Source organism: Acidovorax sp. JHL-3, assembly GCF_000526295.1.
GTDB lineage: Bacteria > Pseudomonadota > Gammaproteobacteria > Burkholderiales > Burkholderiaceae_C > Acidovorax > Acidovorax defluvii.
The window spans coordinates 163,328-189,887 of record NZ_JAFU01000004.1 but is presented as its reverse complement, the minus strand read 5'-3'; the positions used below and the strand labels follow the sequence as shown (position 1 = coordinate 189,887).

At 64.4% G+C, this 26,560-nt stretch carries 26 protein-coding genes; 10 read left to right on the top strand and 16 right to left on the bottom strand.

Going from position 1 to position 26,560, the window contains the following annotated elements:
- Position 1: 1 nt before the first annotated feature.
- The 5 genes from ribBA to K226_RS0116260 all read right to left on the bottom strand — a co-directional run bounded on the left by ribBA (position 2) and on the right by K226_RS0116260 (position 4,028).
- Complete coding sequence (gene ribBA / locus K226_RS0116280; protein WP_024815790.1) at positions 2–1,123, bottom strand: bifunctional 3,4-dihydroxy-2-butanone-4-phosphate synthase/GTP cyclohydrolase II; 1,122 nt, start codon at positions 1,121–1,123, stop codon at positions 2–4.
- A gap of 261 nt (positions 1,124–1,384) precedes the next feature.
- Positions 1,385–1,684, bottom strand: coding sequence for a 2Fe-2S iron-sulfur cluster-binding protein (locus K226_RS0116275; protein WP_024815789.1), 300 nt, complete (start codon positions 1,682–1,684; stop codon positions 1,385–1,387).
- Positions 1,681–2,334 carry a DUF938 domain-containing protein gene (locus tag K226_RS0116270; protein ID WP_024815788.1) on the bottom strand — a complete coding sequence of 218 codons (654 nt, stop codon included), beginning with the start codon at positions 2,332–2,334 and terminating at the stop codon, positions 1,681–1,683. Before K226_RS0116270 ends, K226_RS0116275 begins: the two co-directional genes overlap by 4 nt.
- 384 nt (positions 2,335–2,718) lie before the next feature.
- Positions 2,719–3,000 carry a DUF427 domain-containing protein gene (locus tag K226_RS0116265; protein ID WP_024815787.1) on the bottom strand — a complete coding sequence of 94 codons (282 nt, stop codon included), beginning with the start codon at positions 2,998–3,000 and terminating at the stop codon, positions 2,719–2,721.
- A gap of 143 nt (positions 3,001–3,143) precedes the next feature.
- Complete coding sequence (locus K226_RS0116260; protein WP_024815786.1) at positions 3,144–4,028, bottom strand: NUDIX hydrolase; 885 nt, start codon at positions 4,026–4,028, stop codon at positions 3,144–3,146.
- A 144-nt stretch (positions 4,029–4,172) separates the two neighbouring features.
- Between K226_RS0116260 and K226_RS0116255 the strand changes: the two genes are divergently transcribed.
- The 3 genes from K226_RS0116255 (at position 4,173) to K226_RS19675 (ending at position 7,368) form a co-directional block, all read left to right on the top strand.
- On the top strand, positions 4,173–5,081 hold the full coding sequence (locus K226_RS0116255) for an SDR family NAD(P)-dependent oxidoreductase (protein ID WP_024815785.1): 909 nt from the start codon (positions 4,173–4,175) through the stop codon (positions 5,079–5,081).
- A gap of 70 nt (positions 5,082–5,151) precedes the next feature.
- Positions 5,152–6,675, top strand: a complete 1,524-nt coding sequence (gene gshA / locus K226_RS0116250; protein WP_024815784.1) for a glutamate--cysteine ligase — start codon at positions 5,152–5,154, stop codon at positions 6,673–6,675.
- Positions 6,676–7,038: 363 nt separating this feature from the next.
- Complete coding sequence (locus K226_RS19675; protein ID WP_238324283.1) at positions 7,039–7,368, top strand: hypothetical protein; 330 nt, start codon at positions 7,039–7,041, stop codon at positions 7,366–7,368.
- A gap of 210 nt (positions 7,369–7,578) precedes the next feature.
- Here the strand turns inward: K226_RS19675 and K226_RS19155 are convergent, their stop codons facing one another.
- Together K226_RS19155 and K226_RS0116240 are read right to left on the bottom strand one after the other, a co-directional pair.
- Positions 7,579–7,761 carry an oxidoreductase-like domain-containing protein gene (locus tag K226_RS19155; protein ID WP_051463571.1) on the bottom strand — a complete coding sequence of 61 codons (183 nt, stop codon included), beginning with the start codon at positions 7,759–7,761 and terminating at the stop codon, positions 7,579–7,581.
- A gap of 198 nt (positions 7,762–7,959) precedes the next feature.
- Entirely contained in the window at positions 7,960–8,253 is a 294-nt protein-coding gene (locus tag K226_RS0116240) for a hypothetical protein (RefSeq protein WP_024815782.1), read from the bottom strand.
- Positions 8,254–8,792: 539 nt separating this feature from the next.
- Here K226_RS0116240 and K226_RS0116235 point away from each other — a divergent pair.
- The 4 genes from K226_RS0116235 to K226_RS0116220 all read left to right on the top strand — a co-directional run bounded on the left by K226_RS0116235 (position 8,793) and on the right by K226_RS0116220 (position 13,791).
- On the top strand, positions 8,793–10,352 hold the full coding sequence (locus K226_RS0116235) for an acyl-CoA synthetase (RefSeq protein WP_024815781.1): 1,560 nt from the start codon (positions 8,793–8,795) through the stop codon (positions 10,350–10,352).
- Between the two features lie 74 nt (positions 10,353–10,426).
- A complete protein-coding gene (locus K226_RS0116230; protein WP_024815780.1) occupies positions 10,427–11,566 on the top strand; it encodes a MaoC family dehydratase N-terminal domain-containing protein in 1,140 nt (379 codons plus the stop codon).
- Between the two features lie 92 nt (positions 11,567–11,658).
- A complete protein-coding gene (locus tag K226_RS0116225) occupies positions 11,659–12,780 on the top strand; it encodes a CaiB/BaiF CoA-transferase family protein (protein WP_024815779.1) in 1,122 nt (373 codons plus the stop codon).
- Between the two features lie 30 nt (positions 12,781–12,810).
- Complete coding sequence (locus K226_RS0116220; protein ID WP_024815778.1) at positions 12,811–13,791, top strand: tripartite tricarboxylate transporter substrate binding protein; 981 nt, start codon at positions 12,811–12,813, stop codon at positions 13,789–13,791.
- Positions 13,792–14,508: 717 nt separating this feature from the next.
- On the opposite strand, the gene K226_RS0116210 is transcribed toward K226_RS0116220, so the two are convergent.
- Positions 14,509–15,456, bottom strand: a complete 948-nt coding sequence (locus K226_RS0116210; protein ID WP_081739461.1) for an IclR family transcriptional regulator — start codon at positions 15,454–15,456, stop codon at positions 14,509–14,511.
- Positions 15,457–15,518: 62 nt separating this feature from the next.
- Positions 15,519–15,929, bottom strand: a complete 411-nt coding sequence (locus tag K226_RS0116205; protein WP_051463555.1) for a PaaI family thioesterase — start codon at positions 15,927–15,929, stop codon at positions 15,519–15,521.
- Positions 15,930–16,028: 99 nt separating this feature from the next.
- Between K226_RS0116205 and K226_RS19925 the strand changes: the two genes are divergently transcribed.
- The gene (locus tag K226_RS19925) at positions 16,029–16,169 is read left to right on the top strand and encodes a hypothetical protein (protein ID WP_155886573.1); all 141 of its coding nucleotides are present in this window, start codon (positions 16,029–16,031) and stop codon (positions 16,167–16,169) included.
- Between the two features lie 500 nt (positions 16,170–16,669).
- Here K226_RS19925 and K226_RS0116190 read toward each other — a convergent pair whose 3' ends face one another.
- Positions 16,670–16,915, bottom strand: a complete 246-nt coding sequence (locus K226_RS0116190) for an oxidoreductase-like domain-containing protein (protein WP_024815774.1) — start codon at positions 16,913–16,915, stop codon at positions 16,670–16,672.
- Entirely contained in the window at positions 16,912–17,166 is a 255-nt protein-coding gene (locus K226_RS0116185) for a hypothetical protein (RefSeq protein ID WP_024815773.1), read from the bottom strand. Before K226_RS0116185 ends, K226_RS0116190 begins: the two co-directional genes overlap by 4 nt.
- A 251-nt stretch (positions 17,167–17,417) precedes the next feature.
- Here K226_RS0116185 and ylqF point away from each other — a divergent pair, with 251 nt between their 5' ends.
- Positions 17,418–18,368: a ribosome biogenesis GTPase YlqF gene (gene ylqF / locus K226_RS0116180; protein ID WP_024815772.1), complete on the top strand. Its 951-nt coding sequence runs from the start codon at positions 17,418–17,420 to the stop codon at positions 18,366–18,368.
- A 44-nt stretch (positions 18,369–18,412) separates the two neighbouring features.
- On the opposite strand, the gene K226_RS19670 is transcribed toward ylqF, so the two are convergent.
- From K226_RS19670 to K226_RS19350, 3 genes are all read right to left on the bottom strand, one after another.
- A complete protein-coding gene (locus tag K226_RS19670) occupies positions 18,413–21,880 on the bottom strand; it encodes an MASE3 domain-containing protein (protein WP_024815771.1) in 3,468 nt (1,155 codons plus the stop codon).
- Between the two features lie 163 nt (positions 21,881–22,043).
- Complete coding sequence (locus K226_RS20075; RefSeq protein WP_202899911.1) at positions 22,044–22,187, bottom strand: hypothetical protein; 144 nt, start codon at positions 22,185–22,187, stop codon at positions 22,044–22,046.
- A 71-nt stretch (positions 22,188–22,258) separates the two neighbouring features.
- Positions 22,259–23,896, bottom strand: coding sequence for a hypothetical protein (locus tag K226_RS19350; protein WP_024815770.1), 1,638 nt, complete (start codon positions 23,894–23,896; stop codon positions 22,259–22,261).
- 174 nt (positions 23,897–24,070) lie between these two features.
- On the opposite strand from K226_RS19350, the gene K226_RS0116160 reads away from it, so the two are divergent.
- Positions 24,071–25,006, top strand: a complete 936-nt coding sequence (locus K226_RS0116160) for a succinylglutamate desuccinylase/aspartoacylase family protein (RefSeq protein WP_024815769.1) — start codon at positions 24,071–24,073, stop codon at positions 25,004–25,006.
- An 18-nt stretch (positions 25,007–25,024) separates the two neighbouring features.
- On the opposite strand, the gene K226_RS0116155 is transcribed toward K226_RS0116160, so the two are convergent.
- Positions 25,025–25,564 carry a DUF924 family protein gene (locus tag K226_RS0116155; RefSeq protein WP_024815768.1) on the bottom strand — a complete coding sequence of 180 codons (540 nt, stop codon included), beginning with the start codon at positions 25,562–25,564 and terminating at the stop codon, positions 25,025–25,027.
- Between the two features lie 120 nt (positions 25,565–25,684).
- On the bottom strand, positions 25,685–26,479 hold the full coding sequence (locus K226_RS0116150) for a pseudouridine synthase (protein ID WP_024815767.1): 795 nt from the start codon (positions 26,477–26,479) through the stop codon (positions 25,685–25,687).
- Between the last annotated feature and the right edge of the window lie 81 nt (positions 26,480–26,560).

The following is a 26,560-nucleotide window of genomic DNA, read 5'->3' as shown; positions in this document are numbered from 1 at the left end:
TTTATTCCTTGGGGATGTAGCCGGTGATTTCGAGGCCATAACCGGCCATGCTGGGCATGCGCCGTGGCTGGCCCATGAGCTGCATCTTTTGCACGCCGCATTCGCGCAAAATCTGCGCGCCCACGCCGTAGGTGCGCAGGTCCATGCGGCCGCGCTCGGGCGCCTGGGCCGCGCGGGCGGTGCCTTCAAACTGGGCCAGCAGCTGCGCGGCGCTTTCGCCGCAGTTGAGCAGCACGGCCACGCCCTTGCCCTGCGCATCCAGATAGTGCAGGCTGGTGTCCAGCCCCCACGAGTGCATGGAGCGGTTGACTTCGAGCGCATCCAGCACCGACAGCGGCTCATGCACGCGCACGGGCACCACTTCGTCCGCGCCCCACTGGCCCTTGACCAGTGCCAGGTGCACCGCGCCGCTGGGTTTGTCGCGGTACGCGTGGGCGGTGAACTCGCCGTAGGCCGTTTGCAGCGTGCGCGTGCCCACCTTTTCGACCAGCGACTCGGTGCGGCTGCGGTGTTCGATCAGGTCGGCGATGGTGCCGATCTTGATGCCGTGCTCGGCCGCAAACACCTGCAGGTCGGGCAGGCGCGCCATGGTGCCGTCGTCTTTCATGATCTCGCAGATCACGGCGGCGGGGCTGCAGCCCGCCATGGCCGACAGGTCGCAACCGGCCTCGGTGTGGCCTGCGCGCATGAGCACGCCGCCGTCCACCGCTTGCAGCGGGAAGATGTGGCCGGGCTGCACCAGGTCGCTGGCCTGGCTGCTCCTGGACACGGCCACCTGCACGGTGCGCGCACGGTCGCCGGCCGAGATGCCGGTGGTCACGCCCTCGGCGGCTTCGATCGACACGGTAAACGCCGTGCTGTAGGCGGTGCCGTTGCGCGTGGCCATGGGCGGGAGCTTCAGGAACTCGCAGCGCTCGCGCGTGAGCGTCAGGCAGATCAGGCCCCGGCCAAAGCGCGCCATGAAGTTGATGGCCTCGGGCGTGACATGGTCGGCGGCCAGAACCAGGTCGCCTTCGTTTTCGCGGTCTTCTTCATCCACCAGGATGACCATGCGCCCGGCGCGCATCTCGGCCACGATTTCTTGCACCGGCGAGATGGGCGCGGGGGTGAGGGGGGTGTTCATGGGAGGGCTTTCGTTGGGGGCCGCAGTGAGCGGTCGGGCTGCAGCGCAGGTTCCCGAGAGGCCAGACGGCTGTGCAGGCCCGAAAGGCCCGCCCCAAAGAACATGCGATGCGGCGCGGCCGCACGGTGCAGAGATCAGCGCGGTGCGCAGAGCTCCAAAGCCCATGATTTTAGTTCAGACCGGGGTGCCCTGCCGTCGCCTCCGGCAAGTTCAGGGCGATACCGTGCAGCCTTGCCGCCGCAATGCGCCGTGCCACGGGGTTCAGGCTTGCAGTTCGACATCGCTCACGGGATAGGCCACGCACGGCAGCACGCAGCCCTCGGCCATTTCTTCGGTGGACAGGCCCGGCCACTCGATCTCGTAGCGCACGCTGCCCTGGCGCAGCTGCCCCAGGCAGGTGCGGCAGGTGCCGTTGCGGCACGAGCTGGGCCAGTCAATGCCGCCTTGCTCCAGCGAAACCAGCAGTGGCTGGTCGGGCCAGGCATCGCATTGCGCACCGTCGGGGGCAACGCGGGCAATGAAAAAGGGCGCTGTCATGGGGGAAAGGGAAGAGTCGCTCATGGTTTCAGGGTGGGTGGGGCGCTGGGGGCGGCGTGTTGCCACACCAGCAGCAGGTTGTTGGCGGGCAGCGCGTGGCGCGCAGCCAGGCGCAGGCCGGCGTGCTGCGCTTCGCGCGCCACATCGCTGAGTGCACGAATGCCCCAGGCGGGGTTCTGTGCGCGCAGGCTGGCATCAAACGCCAGGTTGCCGGGGGATGTGGGCACATTGATTTCGAGGTAGGGGCCGTAGGTCACCAGGTGCCCCGTGGGCGCGAGGTGCCTTGCGGCGCCCTGCATCAGGCCGGCGCAGCACGCCCAGGGCGCAATGTGCAGCATGTTGGCGCAGTAGATGAGGTCAAGGGGTGCAGCGAACGCAAGGCCCGTGCTGGGCCAGCGGTCGGACAGCACGTTCAGCAGCACCGGTGCGTGTACGTTGCTGGCGCCGGCGTCGGCGCTCCAGGCGGCGATCGAGGCGAAACCATGGGGCTCGGCATCCGTGGGCTGCCAGGTCCAGCCGGGCAAGGCCGCCGCAAAGCAGGCCGCATGCTGGCCCGTGCCGCTGGCAATCTCCAGCGCGGCGCCCTGCTGGGGCAGCAAGGTCTGCAGCACTTCCAGGATGGGGCCACTGTTGCGCGCGGCGGCAGGGCTGTGTGCACGGGCTTCGGAGGACATTTTTGAATAAAAAGTGGCTCTGGCGCTTATGGGTAAAGCGCTAATAGCTATTAAAAAATGAGTGCTTTACGCAAACTGCTTTTCACCGGGCGCATGCTTAAAAAGTAGGCAATGCGACGGATTCCTTTACCAATCAAGGACTTGGCGCGGCCATACAGGGCTTGTCAAAAGTTATCCACAGCATTGTCCCGTGTGGGCTGGGATAAGCCGGTGCCCCTGGGGCCTGTGCTGCCTAAAAAACAGGCGGTGCAGGGGATTCCTTTACAAATCAAGCACTTGGCGTTGCCATACAGGGCTTGTCAAAAGTTATCCACATGATTGTCCAGTGCGGGCAGGGATAACCCGAGGGGTCTGGGTGCGGCTTCCATGCGCCGTCAGGGTGCGTCAGGCGGCAACCTTGACGCCTTTCCAGAACGCAATGCGGCCACGGATCTCTTCGGCCTCAGGCTTGGGGTCGGCATAGGTCCAGGCGGCATCGGGGTTGAGCTCGCCCTGGACCAGCAGCGACAGATAGGTGGCCTGGCCTTTGCGAGGGCACATGGTCTTGTGGTTGCTGAAGGTAACGAACTCGCGTTTGAGCGCACTTTCGGGAAAGTAGTGGTTGCCGTCCATCAGCACGGTGTCGTCGCTCTCGGCAACCACCACGCCGTTCCAAGTTGCTTTCATAGGAATCCTTTGATAGTAAAAACGGGCTGTATCGCTTGCTGTGTAAGCGCAAACAGCTATAAATTCAGTAGCAATTGCCAAGGGCCACCACCGGTGTGCAGCACGGCCATGCCACCGCTGTGCTGCCCATGAATTGTCGCGGGTCAGCGAAACAGCGCCTCAAACCCGTCTTCGGGGGTGAAGCGGCGCGCGTGGTAGTGCAGTCGCGTGGGGCCGGGCAGGGCGCGCTCGCGCACCGGGTGCATGGCGTCGCCGGGGTAGCAGAGCACGCGCACGCCGTCGTGGTCAAACGGCTCGGGCAGTATGAGGGGCGGTGGCTGGCGGCGCGCGGCATCCAGCACGCTGGCCACGCTGGCGTGGCGCGCCAGATGGGCCAGGCTCATGATTTGCGGCGGCGCCAGGTCGATGCGGCCATCGCGGTATTGCTCTAGTGCCGCGCGCGGCGCCAGCCACACGCTGTCGGTGGTTTCTTCGTTGTCGTGCAGCGCGGTCTGGTCGGCGGGCGCCTGGGCGACAAAAAAGCGCGTGTCAAAGCGGCGGGTGCCCATGGTGGGTGCCAGCGGCGTCACCCAGCGCGACCAGGGCGCGAGCTGGCGGGTTTGCAGGCGCAGCTGTAGTGCGCCCAGCACCTGCGCAAACGGCTGGCCTTCGCGCAGCATGGCGCGTGCGCGGGTGGCATTCACCGCCGTGGTGCCGCCCAGGGGCTCGGCCAGCAGCAGGCCGCATTCCTCCAGCGCTTCGCGCAGCGCGGCCACATACAGGCCGGCAGCGGTGGCGCTGTGGGTGTCGGGTTCGTTCAAGTTTGCGTGCAGGGTGGCGTGGGGCTGGTCGAGGTGGGTGTCAGCGTCCAGGGTGGCGTCGTCGGCATCGAGCTTGCCGCCGGGAAACACATACACCCCCGCCATGTTGGATGCCTGGGCGTTGCGGCGCAGCAGCAGCACCTCGGGGCCAGCGGTGCTGTCGCGCAGCAGCACCACGGTGGCGGCCGCGCGGGGAGTTTCGGGAAGGCCTGGGGCTGCGGGTTGCATGGAAATCCTTCAAAGCGTTGGGCAGTCGCACCCGCTACTGCAATCGGGCGTGGCGTGCCTTAAAGTGCAGGGCAATGGCGCAGAGTGCACGGTAGCAGAGCCTGCGCAGATTCTTTATCCCCCAGACGACAGGAGAGCAACAGCATGGCGATCAATTTCAACGGCCGCGTGGCCATCGTGACGGGCGCCGGTGGCGGCCTGGGCCGCCAGCACGCGCTGGCACTGGCGGCGCGCGGCGCCAAGGTGCTGGTCAATGACCTGGGCAGCGGCGTGCACGGCGAGGGCGGCTCGGTCAGCCCGGCGCAGGCGGTGGTCGATGAAATCCGCGCTGCCGGTGGCGAGGCGCTGGCCAATGGCGCCTCGGTCACCGACTTTGCGGCGGTCGAAGCCATGGTGCAACAGGCCATCGACGCCTGGGGCAGGGTGGACATTCTGGTGAACAACGCCGGCATCCTGCGCGACAAGAGCTTTGCCAAGATGGACATAGCCGATTTCCGCCTGGTGGTGGACGTGCACCTGATGGGCGCCGCCCACTGCTGCAAGGCCGTGTGGCCGCACATGGTGGCGCAGGAATACGGCCGCATTGTCATGACCACCTCGTCCACCGGCCTGTATGGCAATTTTGGCCAGGCCAACTACGGCGCGGCCAAACTGGCGCAGGTGGGCCTGATGCAGACGCTGGCCATTGAAGGCGCCAAGCACCATATCCATGTGAACGCCCTGGCCCCGACGGCCGCCACCCGCATGACCGAGGGCCTGATGCCCGAGGAGGTGCTGGCCGCCCTGAAACCCGAGGCCGTGGTGCCCGCCATGCTGGTGCTGGCGCACGAGAGCGCACCCACGCGCACCATTTTGTGCGCGGGCGCGGGCACCTTCGAGGCGGCGCACATCACGCTTACGCAGGGCATTCACCTGGGCCTGGGCGCCGATGTGCCCGAGCAGCTGGCCGTGCGCCTGGCCGAGGTGACCGACCGCACTGGCGAGCAAATACCACAAAGCGGCGCAGCCCAGGGCACCAACGAAGTGGGCAAGGCGCTGGCGGCAAGGGTTTGACCGGGCCGCAGGCGGGCAGTGCTGCTCCGTGCTAAGTTCCGGGCCGACCCCGTAGATCGGTAACAAAGATATGAGCACCTTGCAGCAAAAAATCACCGCCTGCCCCCCCGATGCCCTGGCTGGCATCCGCCGTGGCATCGAAAAAGAAGGCCTGCGCGTGCTGCCCACGGGCGATCTGGCCCTTACGCCGCACCCGGCGGCGCTGGGCTCGGCGCTCACGCACCCGCACATCACCACCGACTACAGCGAGTCGCAGATCGAGCTCGTCACCGGTGCGCACCGGGGCGTGCAGCAGTGCCTGGATGAACTCACCGAGATCCACCAGTTTGCGCTGCGCACGCTGCACGAGCATGGTGACGAGATGCTGTGGGTGTCAAGCATGCCGTGCCGCCTGCCCACCGACGAGACCATTCCGCTGGCGCGCTACGGCAGCTCCAACGTCGGGCGCGCCAAAAGCGTGTACCGCATGGGCCTGGGCCACCGCTACGGCCGGCGCATGCAGACCATCTGCGGCATTCACTACAACTGGTCGATGCCGGGAGTGACGAGCGAGCAGTATTTCGCCCTGATCCGCAATTTTCGGCGCCACGCGTTTGTGCTGCTGTACCTGTTTGGCGCCTCGCCCGCGCTGTGCCCGTGCTTTGCGCAAGGGCGCCCGCACGCGCTGCAGCGCCTGGGCGACCAGGCGCTTTACCTGCCGCACGCCACCTCGTTGCGCATGGGCCGCCTGGGCTACCAGAGCGATGCGCAGGCCACGCTGGCCGTGAGCTACAACGGCCTCGATGGCTATGCCGACTCGTTGCACGAGGCGCTTACACAACCCTATCCCGCCTACGAGGCCGTGGGCATCCGCAACCCGGGTGGCGACTACAACCAGCTGGGCACCAGCCTCCTGCAGATAGAAAACGAGTTTTACGGCACCATCCGCCCCAAGCGCGTGATCCAGCCCGGCGAGCGCCCGCTGCACGCGCTGCGCGAGCGCGGGGTCGAGTATGTCGAGGTCCGCCTGATGGACCTGGACCCGTTCGTGCCCGTGGGCATCACCGCCGAGACCATGCGGCTGCTCGATGTGTTCCTGCTGCACTGCCTGCTGTCCGATAGCCCGCCCGACACGCCGCAAGAGATCACCGAACTCAAGCGCAACCAGCACCTGACGGCCGAGCGCGGGCGCGAACCGGGCCTGTGCCTGGTGCGCAATGGCCAGAATGTGCCGCTGGTGGACTGGGCCGCGCAGGTGCTGCAAGAATGCGCGCCGCTGGCCGCCGCGCTGGATGCCTCGCACCACAGCACCGACTACAGCGCCGCGCTGGCCAGCGCCCGCGCCACCCTGGCCAACCCGGTGCAAACGCCCTCGGCCCGCGTGCTGGAGCAGATGGCACGCGAGCACGGCAACAACTTCACCAGCTTCAGCACCCACCAGTCGGCCCAGGCGCGCGATGCGCTGCTGGACCTGCCCTGGAGCGACGCCCAGCACGCGCGCTTTACCGCAATGGCCGAAGAATCGGTGGCCGCACAAAAGGCCATCGAGGCGGCCGACGCGCTGCCCTTTGAAGAATGGCGCCAGCACTACATGGCGGCGCAGGGGTTGGGCTGAGCACTGCGGGGAATTCAGGGAAGGGCAGGTTCCGGGTGAACGTCCTCGCACTGAGCTGACCCCCAAAAGTTGGCGCACTTTTGAGCCTCCATTTTGAGGATCGTCAGCGCGGCAATGGCTTGGTGTGGCTGCCACCAATGACGTGTTGGTTGCGACCCAAAGCGGGCTTTCATGTGCTTCCAGGCGATCTTTTTGCGACGTTGACTTGCACCAGCGTCATCGAACACGGCGGTAGAGACGTTATAAATGCGTGGACGCAACAGAGTGCGGCATTCTCCGACATAAGTGGCCTCTCCCATTCTTGCTACGCACGCTGTTCACTGCTGCTAACCTGACACGGCCTCGAAGGCGATGGAGTTAACGATGAAAATGAAGTCCATTCCCCTCTTAATTGCGGTAGTTTTCTTTGCGCCTTTAGTGGCGCTTGCCGACCCTGATAAAGACGAACGTGGGCATGGCAAGCGTAAATATGGCCGCGGTGAGTACAAAGAGGAATACTGGGACGGCAACTGCAAGGTCGAGAGAAAAATAGAAGGAAACGGGGAATACAAGGAAGAGCGCAAATGCAAGGGGTACACGCAAGGACCGCGCCCTTCATATGCTCCTGCTCGGGTCCACGTTCCACCGCCGGTCTACATCCCCTCTCCCGAACCTGGGATCGTCATTCAAGGCACAGTTCGCGTGAACGAGTAGCACCTCGAAGGTCTGGTGATGGCCGACAGGAGCCGACCAGATACCCCTCTGTTGACGGTGCGACTGCTACTAAACCCTCCATGTCGAAACGGAGGTCTGGCGAGGCGCCGTCAGAACAACCGGTCATTTCCATCGGCATCCGCCGTGGATCGCCAAGCATTCAAAAATGAGTGCTGCCAGCGCTCATGCAGCAATTGCTGCGGGCCTATTTCAATCGAGACTGACAGAATCAATCTGCAGCGACGCTTCCTGCCGCCAATATTCGGCCGCATCCAGATACCCCTCCCATACGCAGCCGTTGCAGCCGCGCCCGCAGCAGGTGGTGGGCTCGGGCGGGGGTGCCCGCAGCGCCAGGCCCTGGGCCTGGGCCTGCTGCAGCAGCACCTCGAACATGGCGCGGGCCGAGGGGGCGTCGGTGGCGCGGGCGGGCACCTGCACCCGTGGTTCTGGCGTCACGACTGGTTGCGGGCCTTGGTTGCCGCCGCCCGGCGCATGGCGTAGCGCACCATGAAGCCGCACCCAGCACCAGCGCAAACCAGCCCACCAGCGCCGACTGCGCCATGATGTCCTGCACGCTGAGCGCCCATTTGCTTACCGTCGGCGGACCGATCCGCGCACGCCGTCGCGGGGTATGCCGGCAGCCCGAGTCACCAGGGGCAGCAGCACCGCCGTGGCATTGCCGGGGGATTTGCCCACGGCATTGAATTGCGATTGGCAAGCCGTCACCAGCGCTTGCAGTTGCGTGCACGGTGCTCGTTCCACTCCCTGGGGCGTGACCCAGCCTTCCACCGCCCAGTTACACCCGGTGGCGTCGCGCTCTGGCAAGGCCACCAGGCGTGGGTGCAGGTCGCAAAGGTGCTCGTGCTGCTGGGCTTCGCGGACCATTAGCGCGCGGAGTTGATTGAATGTTTTGAGTTCACGCATCATGGCCTCGGGTCGGGGTAAGAGGAAGGGGAATGACGCTCCATTGTCCCGAGTCACGCATCCGCATGTCAAAAAATTGCAATTGAATTTCGTATAGACAATCAATTTCAAATTCTGACACTGCAGCGTTCCGGTCGCATTCGGTATGCGTGCAACCAGGCCAAGCGCGTAACGCCACTCTGTATTGCACTCGGTACTGCCTTGACGTAAAGCGACAAGCCAGGGTTGCACCGAACCCAGCTCGGATTCACGCTGCACTCGGGCGGCGGGCATTGCCGGAGTGAAGCCGGATTTCCTCCGTCATCACAAGCGCTAACTGCTCTGCGCACCCGGCAATTTCATGCCTCATGCCCGCTGTGCGCCCACGTACCCGAATAACGAAAAAAAAGGCATTGATCAACAATCGATTTGCATTGTCTATGTACAACTAAATATCTCATTTGACAATTAAAGCGTGGAAATCGAGACTGCATGCACCACCACACAGAGCCCATGCAGACATGAAACGCCTTACCGATTACACGAGCTATGCCGATGCACAGAGCCACTTCGCCACCGAGCGACTGTGGGATCTTTTCGACGGAGATCACAGTGCCTTCAACATTGCCCATGAATGCGTGGACCGCCATGCAGGAAAGGGTCGCGAAGCGGTGATCGTCTGCCGCGCGGACGGCACCGACGAGAAGATCAGATTCGACGATTTGTCACGCGACTCATCGCGCTTTGCGCACTACTTAGAGCACAGGGGTGTGCAAAAGGGCGATCGCGTTGCCATCATGCTGGAACCCTCGCGCGAGTTCTACACCGCTATGTTCGGCGTGATCAAACGCGGTGCAATTGCCGTCCCGCTGTTCACCCTGTTCGGTCCTGACGGTGTGCGCCTGCGTGTTGGCGATTGCCAGCCGGCCCTGCTGGTGACCAATGAAGAAAAGCGCGACGTTGCCGCGGGGCTTGGCACAACCGAGTACGAAGTCTTCGGCCCCGGCCTCTGGCAGGAACTTGCCGTACTGCCCTCTCGGTACGAGGCCCGCTCGGCACCCGACGACTTGGCGGTGTTCCAGTACACCTCCGGTACCACACGTGAGCTACCCGAAGCCGTCAAGCACACGCACAAGGCTTTGGTTACGCTGATGGTGGCAGCTCTTTATGGCACGGGTCTGCGTCCCGGTGACCGCTTCATGTGCCCCTCCTCACCCGCCTGGGGCCACGGCCTGTGGCACGGCACGCTGGCCCCGCTGGCGCTTGGTCTCACGGTGGGCAGCTACAGCGGCCGCTTCAACCCCGAACGGTTGCTGCAGGCGCTCTCGGCACACCGCTTTACCAATATGTCGGCGGCCGCCACCCACTACCGCATGATGAAGAACTGCGGCAAGGCGGGCGACTACACATATCACTTCGAGAAGCTGTCTTTCACTGGCGAGCCTATCGACGACGACACTGCCGACTTCGTGCAGGAGCGCTTCGGCCTGCCTGTGTGCAGCATGTACGGCACTACAGAGATCGGCGTTGTGCTGGTGAGCTACCCAGGCGCAGCGGACTTTCCCGTCAAGCGAGGTTCGCTGGGCAAGGCAGTGCCTGGCACGGTGGTCGAGGTTCACGACACCGAGGGCAAAGTGTGTCCGCCCGGAGCCACCGGTCAGTTGATGGTACTGCGCCGGGGCCAGTGGGTGCCTACCAAGGACCTGGGCCGCACCGATGAAGATGGCTATTTTTACCACGGTGGCCGTGCCGACGACGTGATCATCTCCGCCGGCTGGACCATGAGCGCGGTGGAGATAGAGAACGTGATCCTGATGCACGAAGACGTTCTCGAAGCCGCCGTCATCGGTGTGCCGGACGCCATCCGCGGTCAGGTCGTGAAGGCCTTCGTGGTCTCGGACCGGGCACAAAGCGATGCCTTCGTCGACGAAGTACAGAGCCTCGTCAAGACCAAGCTCAGCCAGCACGAATACCCGCGCCACATAGCCTTTGTGGCTGAGCTGCCCAAGACACCCGCAGGCAAGGTGCACCGCAAGGTGCTGCGCGAGCGTGAGGCTGCAACCCTGGCCGCCGTCCATTGATCTGGACCACACACCACTCCCTTCTTTCTAACCCCGCTTTCCCCGTTCAACCACCCGTAAAAAAGGAGACACGCATGTCCACCGAAACTCAACGAACCTTCCCCAAGATCACCGACAGCGGCCTGGATGATCTCCGTCAGCGCATCGGCGTGAAGATTGGCCAGACCGCCGAACCGTGGTGCTACGAGGCCACGCGCGACAACATTCGCCACTACGCCCACGGAATCGGCGACGACAACCCGCTGTGGTGCGACCCCGACTACGCGGCCAAGAGCCACTACGGGGGCATTGTGGCGCTGCCCAGCTTTCTCTTCTCCACCAGCCGCATCGTCTCCGGCTATGTGGGCGGCCTGCCCGGCGTGCACGCCATGTGGTCCGGCGCAGACTGGACCTGGCATAAGGAGGTGCGGCGCAACGACGTGATCTCCACCGAGTCCTACCTCAAGGATCTGATCGAGCACCAGACACGCTTTGCTGGTCGCGCCATCCAGCAGATCTACCACGTGGACTTCTTCAACCAGGACGGCGACAAGGTGGCAGAGGCTGACAGTTGGTGCTTTCGCACCGAGCGCGACCACGCCCGAGAAAACGGCACCAAGTACCGTGAAGTGCGTGAGCGCGGCGTGCGTCGCTACACCGACGAAGAGCTGGGCGAAGCCTACAAGCTCTACCGCGACGAAGAAGTGCGCGGCGCCATCCCCCGCTACTGGGAAGACGTCAATGTGGGTGACGAGCTGCCCACCATGTTCAAGGGCCCTATGACGGTGACCGGTTTCGTTGCCTACGCGCAGGGCTGGGGCGGTCTGTACATCCGTGCCAATAAGCTCGCCTGGAAGCTGATCGACGCGCACCCTGGCGTGGGCATCAAAAACCGTTTCGGCATTCCCGACGTCCCAGAGCGCGTGCACTGGGAAGAAGACTTTGCACTGGAAGTGGGCGCACCTGGCGCCTACGACTACGGCCCGGAGCGCACGTCGTGGATGACGCATCACCTTACCAACTGGATGGGCGACACGGGCTTCCTGCACAAGGCCAATTGCAAGGTCCGCCGTCACAACCCCGAGGGAGACATGGTGTTCATCAAAGGCAAGGTCACTCGCAAGTTCGTGGAGAACGGCAAGCACATGGTGGAGATCGAGCAAGAAGCGCAGAACCAGGACGGTGAACAGTCCGCAGTCGGCGGTGGCGTGGTCGTACTGCCCAGTCGCGGGTGAGCACTATGGTGACCGCCGGCGCAACTACTGCGCTGGGGGGCCTGCGTGTCGTGGACCTGACAAGGGTACTCGCAGGCCCCCTTTGCACCCAGATGCTCTCCGACAACGGTGCCCATGTCGTCAAGATCGAGCCGCCAGGCGGCGATGAGACCCGTCACTTGGGCCCGCCCTACGACGCCATGGGAAACTCCGCTTATTTCGCTGCGCTCAACCGCGGCAAGAAGGCGCTGAGCCTGGATCTCTCTCAGCCAGAGGCGCAAGAGGTGCTGCACCGACTGCTCGATGGCGCCGACGTGTTGGTGGAAAACTTCCTGCCCGGCACTATGGAGAAATGGGGCTTGGGCTACGAGGAGGTGCTGGCCGCGCGCTACCCCAGGCTTATCTATTGCGCGATCTCCGGCTTCGGCCGCGACGGCCCGCTCGGCGGCCTGCCGGGCTACGATGCGGTGCTACAGGCGCAGTGCGGGCTGATGAGCATCAATGGCGAGTCGGCCAGCGGGGCAACGCGCATGGGTATTCCCATCGTGGACCACTTGACCGGCTACGTCGCGCTCGCGGGAATCCTCATGGCGCTGTGCAGCCGGCAAGCCAGCGGCAAGGGACAGCGGGTGGAGGCCACCCTCTACGACACCGCTCTCAGCCTGCTGCTTCCGCATGCATCGAACTGGTTCGCATCGCACCAGACGCCGGGCCTGCTCGGCAGCGCGCACCCCAACATCGCGCCCTACGATAAGTTCAGGGCACGCGATGGCCACGTGTTCATCGGCATTCTCAACGATGGCCAGTTCCGCCGCTTCAGCCAGCACATCGGCTGCGGCGGCCTGCCGGACGATCCGCGCTTTCGCACGAATGCCGAGCGCCTGGCGCACCGGCCACAGCTCAAGGCACTGATCGAGGCGGCCATCACCGCGGTCGACAGTGAGCCTCTGTGCCAGGCCCTGATGCGTGTGGGAGTACCCGCAGGTGTAGTCAACGACGTGCCGCAGGCGCTCGCGCAGGCGCATTGCGCGCACCGCGAAATGATCATCCAGCAAGGCACGTTCACCGCGCTAAGGGCGCCGATGCGCCTCTACGGTACCCCGGCATCACCGGGCGACCCGCCGCCGAGTTTCAGCCAGCACGCCGACGAGGTGCTGTCCGATCTCGGATTCGACGAGACCCAGAGGAGCGATTTCTACGACCGGGGCATCGCCCGCACCCGCTCCCCTCTTTGACCTTCAGAATACAAACACAAGGAGACAAGCATGCGAAATCTTTCTGCCAGGATCATCACCACGACTGCCGCCAGTTTGATGGTTTTTACCGTGCCCGCTTCCCAGGCGCAGTCATCCGCCTATCCCAATAAACCTATCCGCATCATTGTGGCTTACGCTGCCGGCCAAGGCACCGACGTGGCCACCCGACTCCTGGGCGAGCAGATCTCGAAGGAACTGGGGCAGCCCGTCGTTGTGGAGAATAAGGCTGGCGCGGGGGGCATTCTGGGGACCGAGCTGGCGGCCCAGGCTGCAGGCGATGGTTACACACTGACCATGGGCACCAACGCCACACATGCGCTCAACGAGTTCCTCTATGCCAAGATGCCGTATGACCCGGTGAAGGATTTCGAGCCTATCGCCATGGTCGGCACCTTCCCCATGGTGCTTGCCGTAGGTACAGCCACTCCGTACCGCACAGTGGGCGACGTGCTGGAGGCCGTCAAGCGCAAGCCCGGCTCGGCCGACATCGCCATGCCCAGCACGTCGGCGCGCCTGGTGGTTGAGTTCCTGAAAGAGCGCTCTGGTGTCCCGCTCTTCGGCATACCGTACAAAGGCTCTGGCAGCGCTATGACCGACGTGTTGGGTGGGCAACTGTCGTTGACTATCGACACTCCGCTCGCACTGCGTCCCCACCTTGCATCAGGTAAGCTGCGCGCCCTTGGTGTGACATCGGGTACCGTCAGCAGCCTTGTCCCCGGAGTCAAGCCAGTTGCGGAGCAAGGTCACCCGGGCTTCGAATTTGTCGCCTGGAATGCACTTTACGCTCCCAAGGGAACCCCTGCGGAAATTACCCGAATGCTCAACGCTACCGTCAACAAGGTGCTGGCCAAACCCGAATTGCGTCAGCGCCTGCTGGACCTGGGTTTTGATCCAGCAGGAGGGAGCGCAGCCTATCTGGGCGTCTTTGCCCGAAAGGAACGAGAACGCTGGGCGCCCATCATCAAGTCAGCGGGGATTAGGGCAGATTAATGACACCGGCGCAGCGGGCGGCATTTGTCGCCCGCTTAGCGGCGAGTCTGCTTGGCGGTTCTTGGTCTGAGTGGTTTGGTAGGCGCTGGTCGGGATGTGTGGTCGGCTGCAACGCTACTTTCTCATTTTTCGTCAATGAACACAGATCAAGAGATGGAGGACGTTATCCGTTGTTGCACTTTCCCGGCAGGCGATAGAGGTGTCTCTGATACTCCTGCCGGTGGCGCGCTGCTGAAATCGCTTCGGCCTTCGAAAACTGATTCAGCATTAACTTGGACGAGACAGACGCTTGAACGCATCCTTCACATAAGAAGAGCGGCTCAGAAGCTCCCCGGGAAGAGATTTTCGGGCACTTCGACTACTGAAGGGGCATAGAGCAGTTGCGCACTAAGCCGTTTCGTTTCTCCAGACTGTTCCCGGTCCTCGCTGAACGCTTCGATGTCTAGCAACGCCTGAACTGCATCCCCTGCGATCCATTTGCAGCGAAATGTGACGCACTGTCCCAATCGAGGTCGCCCGCTAATCACGACGCTTGACAACCCGATAAGTTGAACCGGGCCTCCAAAATGCTGACTTGGCAGCACTGTGCCGGCCAAGTCCATCTTTGACAGCAGCCAGCCAGCGGGGACGTGCCCGCTTGCGTCGATGTCAGCGGGCATAGTGATGATCTTGAGGACCGTATGCCAGTGCGGTCTATCCGATTGGGCGAGCATCACACTATGCTCCCAAGGTCAGCGGTGCGGACAACGCACCCGCTTCGCGCTGCATCGCCTGAGCCATCTTCTGCACGGTTGGTGCACCTAGTTGGCTCGTGAGCCCTACAGCAACTAGAGTGTGGACCAGTCGGCCACCCAATGAGAACACCGGCACAGCTACAACGGTGATGCCGGCCATGAAATTGTCTCGGTCTAGCGCCCATCCTCGCGAGCGCGTCAACTCAACTTCTTTCTTCCAAGTCGTGTAGGTTGGCGCCTTGTCCCACACGACCCGTGCGAACTTCTCTTTGAGCGAGGGCCACCCTTCTCCGCTATGGGCCGCGATCAGGCGCCCCGTGGCGCTTACCAGGGTATCGAACTGGCTGCCGACATCGGTGTGCACGCGAAACGGCTGGTTGGACTGCGAAATGGCCAACACCAACACCGTCTGCCGGGAGGTAATTTCCACGCCCATTGCAGTCACGCCGAACTGTGCTGCCATGCGGTCCAGCACCGGCTGCACCATCTGCGTAAAACCTCCGCCTTCAAGTACGCTACGCGCCAAGCTGATCATGCCCGTGCCCAGCGCATAGCGTTTGGTATCGGGATCCAAAGTAACCAAGTCTTCCGAGACCAGCACTCTCAAGATGTGCAAACAGGTGCTCGGCACCAAGTTCAGCGCCTGCGCCACGTTTTTCAAGGTGAGCGGCTGCTTTTGTTCGCCCAACAGCCGAAGGATCGCGATGGACCGCGTCACTGCCGGGACGGGGCGCACGCGCACGCTCCGGTCGGGCTTGGACGTTGCGGGTTTGATGGCTGGGTGAGATCGGGTGGCCATGCGGGAGTGCTTCTTGTAGAACTGCAACCCGGCAAGGGTAACCCTATTTGTATCTGCCTCGGGCGGCGCTTCGCCCGCCGCCATGCCATACAGGGCCATCAGGCTGTGCTGTGCGGGAATGGTTCTGTCCATGGGCGTCTCCTCGCTCATACGGGTCAGGGGGCAGGCAGGATGGTGACGCCCCCCCACTGGGTTTACGGCTTCGTCATCAACGGTTTCATCAGAGCCTGTGCACCCAGCACTAAGCTGTCGTCCACGCGCAACTCGCCACGCATAAAAACCAGCGAACCGGTGCGCTTGGCGACTTGAGCTCGGGCCTCGACGAACTGGCCTGGCAGCACCGGCGCAGCGAAATGTGAATCAAGTTGCAAGGTCACGCAAGGCACTCGGCCAGCGGCCTCCCAGGCCACCGTACTCATCGCGTGATCCACCAGAGCGAGCAGCGCGCCGCCATGCACTACGCCAGCAGGGTTCAGGTGCTGCGGTCCCATGGCAAAGCCATAGGCCCAGCCGTCTCCTTCGCGCCGTGCCCACAAGGGCCCGGCATGGGCAATGAATCCTCTGATTGCGCGCACCTGCCATTCAGTGGCTATTTTTGTCTCCAAGAAAATCTCCTGCGCCGTGAATCAGCGTCCGAATCATGATTGTATATTTTCAATATGATTGTATATAGACAATAATTAAATCGTTTGACGAATCAACGGATGATCTCCAAGCCCACGCTCATTGCCTGCAACGGCGACTTTTCCATGCATCGGTTCCTCGACACGCTGCGCTTCGACCGCTTTGACGCTTTTGCGCGTTCCGCATCGGCTTCCGAGCGCTTGACCCAGAACGTCCGGTGATCTAAGGCAACGTTGAACAAGTGGCTTTTGTGCAGTGCTGGTCGTGGTTGATGTGACTTTTTGGTTGTATTGCCTTGCGAGCGGCCCATTTAGGCAGTTTGCTGGGCCTTCAGGCCCACTCTTGTGCTCACGGCGTTCTACAGCAGCAATGAGTATCCAGCGCCTTTGCGCGGGGTGGTGGTCAAGGACGAAACGGATAAGCGCACCAGGTTTATGACCAACAACTTTGCCTTGAAGCCGCAGCTCATTGCCTACCTGTAGCAGTCAGCCTTGAGCGGGCAATCAAGGTGCACCGGCAACTGAAGACTCATGGCCGATAGCAGCCGACCAGATACAGCCGGGTTGATAGTGCGACGGCCGTTACGCCAGGCAGATTGAAGCAGCGGCTTCGCAATGAGACATCAACTAGCTAGCCATTTCCCTCGGCATCTACTGCGCATTGCCAGGCAATCAAAAATGATAGCTGCTAGCGCTTATGCAGCAAGCGCTGCAGGCATATTTTACTCAAAATTGGCAGGGTCGATCTGCAGCAACGCTTCCTGGCGCCAATATTCGGCCGCATCGAGGTACCCCTCCCATACGCAGCCGTTGCAGCCGCGCCCGCAGCAGGTGGTGGGCTCGGGCGGGGGTGCCCGCAGCGCCAGGCCCTGGGCCTGGGCCTGCTGCAGCAGCACCTCGAACATGGCGCGGGCCGAGGGGGCGTCGGTGGCGCGGGCGGGCACCTGCACCCGTGGTTCTGGCGTCACGACTGGTTGCGGGCCTTGGTTGCCGCCGCCCGGCGCATGGCGTAGCGCACCATGAAGCCGCCCCCCAGCACCAGCGCAAACCAGCCCACCAGCGCTGACTGCGCCATGATGTCCTGCACGCTGGGCGAGCGGGCCACATAGGGGGCGATCAGCACCACCAGTCCAATCAGCGCGCAGGTGACGCCCTTGAACAAGAGCTCTTTGTCGGCCTTGTTGGCAGGGCTTGCGGGGCGGTTGGCGGGTGAGGGCATGGCAGGGGTGAAACGGTGGGGAACGGGACGCGATTATCCTAGGAGGCTCTCGAACTTGGAAATAATCGGCTGCAAAGCGGCCGCAGCGGTCCATTTATTCCCGTCTTTTTGCCCCATAGCCGGGCTATGGCGCTGCAAACCCGGCAAAAACTGTCCTCGCTGGGACCGCTTTTCGCTATCGACGCTCCAAGTCCGACAGCCTCCTGGCCACCCTCAGCCCGAACAGAACAATCAAGAAAGTACCCCCTCGCATGGCCATCCAGTGGTTCCCCGGTCACATGCACCTGACCAAGAAAGCCATCACCGAACGCATCAAGGACATTGACGTGGTGATCGAGGTGCTGGACGCGCGCCTGCCCGGCTCCAGCGCCAATCCGCTGCTGGCCGAGCTCACGGGCCACAAGCCAACCCTCAAGGTGCTCAACAAGCAGGACGTGGCCGACCCCGAGCGCACGGCGCTGTGGGTGGACTGGTACAACGCCCAGAGCGCCACGCGCGCCGTGGGGCTGGATGCCTCAGACCCGGCGCCCGCCCGCAAGCTGATTGACGCCTGCCACCTGCTGGCGCCCAACCGGGGTGGCATGGCCAAGCCCATGCGCGTGCTGATCTGCGGCGTGCCCAACGTGGGCAAGTCCACGCTCATCAACACCCTCACCAACAAGCGCCAGGCCAAGACGGGCGACGAGGCGGGCATCACCAAGCTGGAGCAGCGCATCACGCTGGCCGACGATTTTTACCTGTGGGACACGCCCGGCATGCTGTGGCCGCGCATCGTGGTGGTGGAAAGCGGCTACAACCTGGCCGCCAGCGGCGCCATTGGCCGCAATGCATACGACGAAGAATTGGTAGCGCTGGAGCTGCTGCGCCGCCTGCAAACGCACTATGCGCCCCTGCTGGAGGCACGCTACAAGCTGGGCCTGCCGGCCGGCACCGTGGCCAGCATGCACGACGAAGACCTGCTGGCCGCCATTGGCAAAAAGCGCGGCGCCATGCTGGGCGGCGGGCGCGTGAACCTGCAAAAGACGGCCGAGATCGTGATGACCGATTTCCGCACCGCCATTTTGGGCCGCATCACGCTGGAAACGCCTGCCGAGTTCGAGGTCTGGCGGGCCGCCGGTGCGCTGGCGGACGCCGAGCGCGAGGCCAAGAAGCAGGCCCGTGAAAACCGCAAGAAGAAGGGCAGCGGCACCCGCGAGCCCTGAGTCCAAAGCCCTACGCGGACCCGACGCGCGGCACCACCGGGCAGTCAATCGGGCAGCTGGTAGTTCTTTTGCCGCACCAGCCGGCCCATGGCGTCGGCCACCTCGGGGTCGTAGAGCTGGCCCCGGTTCTTGTCGATTTCGGCCATCGCCACATCCAGGCCCAGCGCCGCGCGGTAGGGGCGGTGCGCCGCCATGGATTCGATCACGTCGGCCACGGCCAGCACCCGCGCTTCGGGCAGGATCTCGTCACCCCGCAGGCCGCGCGGGTAGCCGCTGCCGTCCATGCGCTCGTGGTGCTGGCGGATGATTTCGGCGATCGGGGTGGCAAAGGTCACGTCCTTCAAAATGTCGTAACCCGCCTGTGCGTGGCATCGCACCAGCTCCATCTCCAGCGGGCTCAGGCGCCCGGGTTTGGACAGGATCTCGGCGGGCACGGCGATCTTGCCGATGTCGTGCACCAGGCCCACCAACTCCAGGTTTTTGCAGCGCTCTGCGTCCCAGCCCATCTCGCGGGCAATGGCGCCCGCAATCAGGCCCACGCGGCGTTCGTGGCCGGCGGTGTAGGGGTCGCGCAGCTCGACCATGTTGGAGATGGCCTGCAGCGTTCCCTGCATGGCGCCTTCGAGCTGCTGCACATAGCTGGCGATCTGTTCCTCGGCGCGCTTGCGTTCGGTGATGTTCTGGGCCATCACGATGGTGGCGGGCTGGCCATCGTCCCAGGTGATGATGGAGGCGTTCAGGCCCAGCTCGATCAGCTGACCATCCTTGCGGCGCATGGGCAGGGTGTATTTCACGTTGCGTGCACCGGCCGCCAGCTGCTCCCAGGCCTGGTGGATGCGCGCCAGGTTGTCGGGGGCGGTGGTGGTGAACTGCAGCACGTCCTGCCCCAGCAGGTCAGCGGCAGACCAGCCCACGATTTCGCAGAAGCGCGGGTTCACGTAGATGAAGCGGCCGTCGCGGCGCACATAGATGCCGCTGATGGTCTGCTCGATCATGTTGCGAAAGCGTTGCTCGCTCTCCTGCAGCACCTGTTCGCTTTGGCGGATTTCTGTCAGGTCGGTCCAGACGATGATGGCCTCGTCGCCCACCATAGTCATCGTGCCTCGCGCCATGCGTTCGCTGCCGTCCTTGCAGCGCAGGTGCATTTCAGGCAAAAGCAAGCTCTCGCCTTTCGGGTTTTGCGGTGAGGCGTGTTGCCACAGCTCCAGCACCTGCCGGCACTGTGCGTGGTCGGCACACACGCGCTCGGCCCATATCGACAGGGTGGAGATCTCTTGGGACGTGTAGCCCAGCCACTGCTGCAGGGCCGGGTTGCAGGCGAGCAGCCTGCGCGTGCCCAGCGAGAAAATCTGCATGGGCAACGGCGAGGCGTCGAACACTTCGCTGAACCGGTACTCCGAGAGTTGCGCCTTTTGTTCGGCCTGTTGCAGGCGGTTTTCGCTGGCCAAGCGGCCGAAGGCGAAAGAAACCTCGGCCGCCATTTCGGTGAGCAGGCGTATTTCGTCGGCATCGAAAACGGTGAGCCCGCGTGCATACAGGCCAAAAACCCCCAGCAACCGCCCTTCGCAGGCCAGTGGCATCACGGCGCGCTCCTGAATGCCTTGTGCGTGCAGAAATGTCAGCCAGGGGTCGGTGTCGTCTGCGTAGGTTGCCGGGATGGAATGCAGGTGGATCTCGCCCTTTGCCAGGCCGCCCGTCAGCTGGTACCACGGGCTTTGAGGCGATTGCAGCGCTTGGGTCAGCAGCAGCAGATTTTCTGCCGGGATGCCATGCGAGCGGTGAAGGTGCAGCGGGAAACCACCCGTTTCCGTGAGCGCGATGAACATCATCGGGAACTTGCCGTGGGTGAGCAGCGCTTCGTAAAGGTTGGCCAGCAAGGTGTCCTGGTTGTTGCTGTGCGCCACGGCGTGGTTGGTGGCGCTGAGCATTTCGTACAGGTTGGACAGGCGCTGTACCTTCTCGGCTGCCTGCATGCGCTCGATGGCGCCGCCGATCTGCTGCACCACGTTGTCGAGCAGGGCCTCGTCTTCGGGCAGGAAGGATGCGCCGGCTGCGCTGGCCTCGGGCGGGTACCAGGCGTGCAGCTGCGCGCGGGGCGTGTGGTGCACGCTGATGGCGCGCTCCAGCCACAGCGTGGGGCGGGGACTGGGGATCTGGTCGCCAAAATGCCCCCAGTCGCCGGTGATGGCCACTTGCACCTGGTCGGGCAGCACAAACCCCGCGTTCAGCCGGTCGATCACGCCTTGCAGCAACTGCGCCAGCGTCAGGCCGGGCGTTTCGACCAGCTGGGCGATGGCGTGCATGCAGCGCAGCTCCTTGATGCGCTCGCCCAGCGCCAGCACCAGGGCCTCGCGCTCGGCCGCCAGGCGCCGCCGGTCGGTGATGTCGCGCACCACCTGCACGTAGGCGTTTTGGGCATGGGGGGCGTGAAACGGGGCCACGCTGCATTCAATGGCATTGCGACCGTGGTTGCGTTCGATTTCCACCTGAAAAGCTGCCTTGGCGGTCTGCATGCCCTGGCATACCGGGCAGGCAGCGGCGCTGACCTCGGCGTCATGGAACAGCGCATGGCTCGACTGGCCCACCAGCTGCTCGGCAGCCTGGCCCGCAAAAAGAGCCGCAGCCGCGTTGGCCTGGTGGATCTTGCCGTCGGCCGTGACGATGAGCGTGGGGTCGGGCACCGCGTCGTAGGTGCTGGCAGCACGCGCCAGCATGCTGAAGGGCTCACGCAGGGTGCTGTGCACCAGTGCCAGGTAAACGTACCAATACGCAAAGATCTTGAGCAGATGCCCGACCAGGTTGGCTGTTGCGTACACGCTCACATAGCGGGTAAAGGCCAGTTCGGACAAGATCATGAACACCACGGCTGCCATCAGGTTGGCCAGCAGGCGCGTGGACATGAGGGCACGCTGGCGCCACAGCAGTGCCAGCGCACCGGTCAGCAGACCAATGATCACGTACTCGGCGTAAATCTTGAACGGCGTCAGCCCCTGGCCGTCCACATAGGCGGCGGGAAAGAAATCGTTGGCAATCAGCGCTGCGCTCAGCAAAGCGGCCATGCCAAAGCCCGCCTGCATCAGCAATGGGCGCACGCTGCGGTACAGCAGCAGGGGCGCAGAGACCAGTGCCACCGCCTGGATGAAGCGGGCGGCCACCCACAGCTGGATGGCCGGGTCGGCACTGTTGCCGGGCAGCAGCTGCATGCCGTCGAGCACGACCATGTGCAATAAATCGAGCGCCCCGCACCAGCCAATGGCCACGGCGATGTACACCACAAAATGGTTGCGCGTGAAGCGCTGCGAGGTGGTGGCCACCACCAAGGCCACCATGGCAATCACGATGGAAAAAAGCTCGGCCAGCGTGTGAAACAGCAAGTAGTTCACCCCCGCGCCCACCCAGCAGATGACCGACATGAGCACGGGCACAGGCAGGCTGCGCAGCACTAGCTGCCACAGGGGCGGGGTGGGGGCATGCGCCGTGGAGGCGCTGCCTGAAAAAGTGGCTGGCGGCATGGGCAGTGTGTCCCTGGGTCAGGGCGTTGCGTTATCGGCCGTGGGTTGGGGTGGCTGTGGGCCTTACCTGCAAGAAGGGCGCTCTGTGCTGATGTAAACCAGCGCGAGCGCCCTTGCTGTATGCGGAAGTAGCTATTTAATAAATAGCAAGCGCCGACGAAGCCTATTTGTTCTTGTCCTTGCCGCGTGGAATCACCGACGTCATGGGCGGCATGGGGCGGTCAGAGCCGTGACCTTCCTTGGGGGGCGAAGTGTCTTTTTTCGGCTTTTTCGCCATCTTGTTGTTGTGCATTTGTCCTTTGGCCATAGATCCTCCTGGATGGGTCTCGGGATGGGACCACTCGGTGGAATGGTACGTCACAAAAAGGGCTGTCCGACCTATCCCGGGGGTTTTGCCGCAGTTGCTGCAGTGCCTGCCGCCTGCAGGCGGGATTCGACCAGGCCGTACAGGCGCAGCAGGCGCGCAATATGGTCGGCGGCGCAGCGCTGCAGGGGCGTGCGCGCCTCGCTTTGCCGCTGGGCAAGGGTCCATTGCAGCAAGGCGGGGCCTTCACGCGCTTCGTCCACGTCGCACTGGTAGGCGCTGTGGGCGTTGTCTGCACCATCGCCGGGTGCGGGCGCGCCGTTTTTCCAGCTCAGCTTGAAGGCCCGCCCCCAGGGCTGGCCGTCGTGCATGCAGGGCTGGCGTGCGCCCACCCACATGTCGTCCTCCCACCAACCGTTGCGGTCGCTGTCCCACCAGTCGGTGCAGTGCTCGGTGAACCGGGGCAGGCTGGTGAAGGCCTTGATGCACGGGGGCGTAAGTTCGGCCTGCAGGCGCCGCCACAGCGGATAGCCGGCATGTGCCTGGCCCTCGGCCTTGCGCAGGTAGTCCAGCACACCGCGCCAGGCGTGGGTGCAGGCGCGCCAGGCCTCGGGGTGGGTGATTTCGTCCACGGGTTGCCACTGAGCGGGAGTGCCATGGCGGTAGCTGCGATACGCCAGCAGCAACTGCTCGGTAAAGGGCGCAGGATGGCGCCGCAAAGCGGCACCCAGCCGGGCCAGTGCGCCCCGGTGCACTGGCACGCGCTCCACTGCCACGTAAAAATCCCAGGTTTTCCAGACGGTCATGAACACGCTGGCGTCGCGCGGGTCGCCGTCTTCGTCCACATGCCGCTGGCACAGCGAAAAGTCGGTCTGCCCAAACCAGCCCGACGCCTGGTGCTGTTTGCGCGCCACGGCAACGCAGTGCACGGCGGTCAGCACGTTGGCAACGCTGATGGTTTCATCGGCAAACAGTGCGGTGGCCAAGGGCCACGCGGCGGCAATGGCTTCATCGGCTGGCAGCACGCACTGGCCGTGGCGCAGGGCCGTGACGATGGCGTCCCGGTTCAGCAAGGGCGTGATACCGTCTTCGCCCGCGCTCAGGGGGGCATCGCTGCCGGCAAGGCCGGGCGGCAGGAAGAGGGCGGTGACCGCCTCGCGGGAGAACTCGGCCAGGTGGGGCACGCCACGCACTTCATCCAGCAGCCAGGCAATGTGCTCGGGCCCCTGCAGTTGCAATTGGAACCCATGGGTGAACAGCCCCACCCGGGCGCTCAGCCCGCCGTGCACGCACAGCGCGCCTTGGGCGCCATGGCCCCACAGCAGATCGGTGACGGCCAGCGTACCGCCTATGTCCAGCATCCCGTCCACCGTGGCGTCGTGCGCCTGCAGGTTGTCGGCAACAATGAGGTGCGTGGCGCCTTGCGGTGCGCCGCCCGTCAGGGCGCCTTCGATGTGCAGGTCGCCGTCGATGAACACCCGACACGGCAACGGGGGCAGCGTCTGCCCGGTCGGCACCAGGGCGTGCAGCGGGCTGCCAGCGGCCAGGGGCGCTGCAAGGTCCAGCGCGGGCAGGCGCAGGTTGCCCGAAAAGCAGGCCACCCACTCGCCGCGTTGCGCGCCGACCAGTTCCTGCATGCGCCGGGCCAGCACATGGCCGCTGGGCAGGCTGGAGGCAACTTCGGACAGGGTGGCAACGCGGAAGGTAGGCATGGAAAGTGGCAGAGCGCGCGGCCGCTGGCGCCATGGGGCGCGGGCCGGGAGGTGGGCCGTAATTCGGGCTGGGAGGTGGGCCAGGGCGGCGGCGGGCATCGTACACCCGAGGGGGCCGGAGCCGCCGCGTTGCGCATACGATGGCGGGCTGTCCTTGCCAGCGCGCCCCACCCCATGACCCAAAATCCTCCCGTCTTTGAAGTGCTGCCCCGTGACCTTTCGGCCTACCGCCAGGGCAATGTGGGCATCGACTATGTGCACCGTTTCGGTTCGGGCCAGCCCGGGCCGCATGTGCTGATCAATGCGCTCACCCACGGCAATGAGCTGTGTGGCATGGTGGCCGCCACGCACTTGCTCGACACCGGCGTGCGGCCCCGGTGCGGCACGCTGACCATCAGCTTTGCCAACGTGGCCGCCTACGAGTCGTTCAACCCCGCGCGCCCTTTTGACAGCCGCCAGCTGGTGCACAACCTCAACCGCGTGTGGTCGGCCGCAGAGCTGGACGGCACCGCCGACAGCCCCGAACTGGCCCGTGCCCGCGCCCTGCGCCCCGTGGTAGCCGCTGCCGATCACATTCTGGACATCCACTCGACCAGCCAGGATGTCGAGCCCTTCTGGGCGTATCCGGCCTATGCGCGCAATGCGGCGGTGGCCCAGGCCATTGGCAGGCCGCCTGTGCACCTGGTGATGCCGCAAGGCCTGGGTTCGGGCACGCCCCTCATCCAGCACGGCCGCCATGGCCTGGCCGACGGGCCCGGTGCGGCGCTGGTGGTGGAGTGCGGGCAGCATTTTCTGCAATCGGCGGCCGACATGGCGACGGCGGTGGCGCTGGATTTTCTGGCCCATTTCGGGCTGATCGAAGCGGCCCCCGGCAGGCTGGCGCCTGGCCCGCAGCGCCGCTATGAGCTGCTGCAGACCTGCATGGTGCGCACGCCCGATTTTTGCTTTGTGCGCCCGCTGGTGGGCTTTGAGGTGTTTGCCAAAGATGCGCTCATTGCCACCGACGGGCCCCACGAGATTCGCGCCCTGTGCGATGGCTGCACCGTCATGATGCCCACGCGCGAGCCCATCGTGGGCCGCGAGGCGGTCTACCTGACGCGGCCCCTGTGAGGGCCAGTGGCCGGGGCCTCAGAAAGACGAACCCGGCTGGGCCATGAACGCCAGTTCGCCCGGCGTGGACACACGCCCCAGTGCGACATTGCGGTGCGGATAGCGGCCAAACCGCGCAATGACGTCGCGGTGCAGCACCTCGAAGCGCAGGTTGTTCTCCAGCCCCGGCTGGTCAAACAGCACCATGGCCTGGGCGTGGATGGCGGGCGATTCGCTGTGCATGTAGGGCAGGTAGGCAAAGGCCCGCTGCGCCGGGGGCAGGGTGGCATCGTGGCCACCGGCCACCAGCTCCTGGGCCAGCACCAGGGCCTGGGCATCCTGTGCAAACGCCAGCGGCGTGCCGCGATGGATGTGGCGCGAGAACTGGTCGAGCACCACGATCTCGGCCAGCCGCCCCTGCGGCGTGGCGCGCCACTCCCACAGCTCGCAATGCTGCGCCGCCTGCCAGATGGGCCCAAAACGCACGCGGATCATGGCGTCGATCGCGTCTTCCTGGGCAAAGTGCTGCGCGGGCGAGAGTTCTTCGAACCAGAAATGAAGGATGTCTTCGGCTTGCATGGCAATGGTTTATGTGTCAAAAATGGCTCTAGCGCTTGATGATAAAGCGCGGCGTGCTATGAAAAACATAGTTGCCGGTTCGGTGCCCCGCACAGGCCTTCGGCCACTGGCCGTGCCTGGCTAGCGTGCACCCGGCGAGGCGTGCCAGGGCAGCCGTGTCAGCAGCCGTTGCCAGTCTGCCGTGGGGACTGCAGCACCGTTGTCTGGCAGCACGGCCTGCACTTCTGCGGCACGGGGTGGGCTCCACGCAGGCAGCTGCAAGCCGCTGTCAAATACCAGGGCCGCGCCCGACACGGGGTGCGGCACGGTCAGCTGCCAGGCGTGCAGCCACAGCCTATGCTGGCCCAGCCGATCGGCCCACCAGCGGTTGATAGGGCCCTTGCCATGGGTGGCATCGCCAATGATGGGGTGCGCCAGGTGCTTGAGGTGGCGGCGGATCTGGTGGCGCCGCCCGGTGGTGGGCACAGCTTCTACCAGCGAGGCGCGCGTGGTGGCAAAGCGGGCGTCGCTGGCCTCGGGCAGCGTGAGCTGTGCCATGCGACGAAAGCGCGTGTGGGCATCCTGCACGGCGGCATCCGCCGGTGCATCGTCGGGCTTGAGGGCGTGGTCCACTTCCACCGCTTCGGGCGCCCAGCCGCGCACCACGGCCAGGTAGCGTTTGTGCGTCGCCCCGTGCTCAAACGCGTGCGACAACGCACGTGCAGCCGCGCTGTGCAGCGCCATCACCAGCACGCCGCAGGTGCCTTTGTCGAGCCGGTGCACGGGGTACACATGCTGGCCCAGCTGGTCGCGCAGGGTCTGCATTACAAAGCGCGTTTCGCCCGCATCCAGCCCCGTGCGGTGCACCAGCCAGCCGGCGGGCTTGTAAACCGCCACGAGGTGCTCGTCGCGCCAGAGGATGTGCAAGGGGGGCATGGCGGGGGTGGCGGGTGGCAAACAGCGGACACGTAGGGAAGGCGCGCATTGTGCAGCACGCCCGCCTGCCTACACTGCATC

Excerpts from the sequence above, each read along its gene's own strand:
- ribBA (WP_024815790.1), bottom strand. The coding sequence starts at position 1,123 with ATGAACACCCCCCTCACCCCCGCGCCCATCTCGCCGGTGCAAGAAATC.
- K226_RS0116275 (WP_024815789.1), bottom strand. The coding sequence starts at position 1,684 with ATGAGCGACTCTTCCCTTTCCCCCATGACAGCGCCCTTTTTCATTGCC.
- K226_RS0116270 (WP_024815788.1), bottom strand. The coding sequence starts at position 2,334 with ATGTCCTCCGAAGCCCGTGCACACAGCCCTGCCGCCGCGCGCAACAGT.
- K226_RS0116265 (WP_024815787.1), bottom strand. The coding sequence starts at position 3,000 with ATGAAAGCAACTTGGAACGGCGTGGTGGTTGCCGAGAGCGACGACACC.
- K226_RS0116260 (WP_024815786.1), bottom strand. The coding sequence starts at position 4,028 with ATGCAACCCGCAGCCCCAGGCCTTCCCGAAACTCCCCGCGCGGCCGCC.
- K226_RS0116255 (WP_024815785.1), top strand. The coding sequence starts at position 4,173 with ATGGCGATCAATTTCAACGGCCGCGTGGCCATCGTGACGGGCGCCGGT.
- gshA (WP_024815784.1), top strand. The coding sequence starts at position 5,152 with ATGAGCACCTTGCAGCAAAAAATCACCGCCTGCCCCCCCGATGCCCTG.
- K226_RS19675 (WP_238324283.1), top strand. The coding sequence starts at position 7,039 with ATGAAAATGAAGTCCATTCCCCTCTTAATTGCGGTAGTTTTCTTTGCG.
- K226_RS19155 (WP_051463571.1), bottom strand. The coding sequence starts at position 7,761 with ATGTTCGAGGTGCTGCTGCAGCAGGCCCAGGCCCAGGGCCTGGCGCTG.
- K226_RS0116240 (WP_024815782.1), bottom strand. The coding sequence starts at position 8,253 with ATGGTCCGCGAAGCCCAGCAGCACGAGCACCTTTGCGACCTGCACCCA.
- K226_RS0116235 (WP_024815781.1), top strand. The coding sequence starts at position 8,793 with ATGAAACGCCTTACCGATTACACGAGCTATGCCGATGCACAGAGCCAC.
- K226_RS0116230 (WP_024815780.1), top strand. The coding sequence starts at position 10,427 with ATGTCCACCGAAACTCAACGAACCTTCCCCAAGATCACCGACAGCGGC.
- K226_RS0116225 (WP_024815779.1), top strand. The coding sequence starts at position 11,659 with ATGCTCTCCGACAACGGTGCCCATGTCGTCAAGATCGAGCCGCCAGGC.
- K226_RS0116220 (WP_024815778.1), top strand. The coding sequence starts at position 12,811 with ATGCGAAATCTTTCTGCCAGGATCATCACCACGACTGCCGCCAGTTTG.
- K226_RS0116210 (WP_081739461.1), bottom strand. The coding sequence starts at position 15,456 with ATGGACAGAACCATTCCCGCACAGCACAGCCTGATGGCCCTGTATGGC.
- K226_RS19925 (WP_155886573.1), top strand. The coding sequence starts at position 16,029 with ATGATCTCCAAGCCCACGCTCATTGCCTGCAACGGCGACTTTTCCATG.
- K226_RS0116185 (WP_024815773.1), bottom strand. The coding sequence starts at position 17,166 with ATGCCCTCACCCGCCAACCGCCCCGCAAGCCCTGCCAACAAGGCCGAC.
- ylqF (WP_024815772.1), top strand. The coding sequence starts at position 17,418 with ATGGCCATCCAGTGGTTCCCCGGTCACATGCACCTGACCAAGAAAGCC.
- K226_RS19670 (WP_024815771.1), bottom strand. The coding sequence starts at position 21,880 with ATGCCGCCAGCCACTTTTTCAGGCAGCGCCTCCACGGCGCATGCCCCC.
- K226_RS20075 (WP_202899911.1), bottom strand. The coding sequence starts at position 22,187 with ATGGCCAAAGGACAAATGCACAACAACAAGATGGCGAAAAAGCCGAAA.
- K226_RS19350 (WP_024815770.1), bottom strand. The coding sequence starts at position 23,896 with ATGCCTACCTTCCGCGTTGCCACCCTGTCCGAAGTTGCCTCCAGCCTG.
- K226_RS0116160 (WP_024815769.1), top strand. The coding sequence starts at position 24,071 with ATGACCCAAAATCCTCCCGTCTTTGAAGTGCTGCCCCGTGACCTTTCG.
- K226_RS0116155 (WP_024815768.1), bottom strand. The coding sequence starts at position 25,564 with ATGCAAGCCGAAGACATCCTTCATTTCTGGTTCGAAGAACTCTCGCCC.
- K226_RS0116150 (WP_024815767.1), bottom strand. The coding sequence starts at position 26,479 with ATGCCCCCCTTGCACATCCTCTGGCGCGACGAGCACCTCGTGGCGGTT.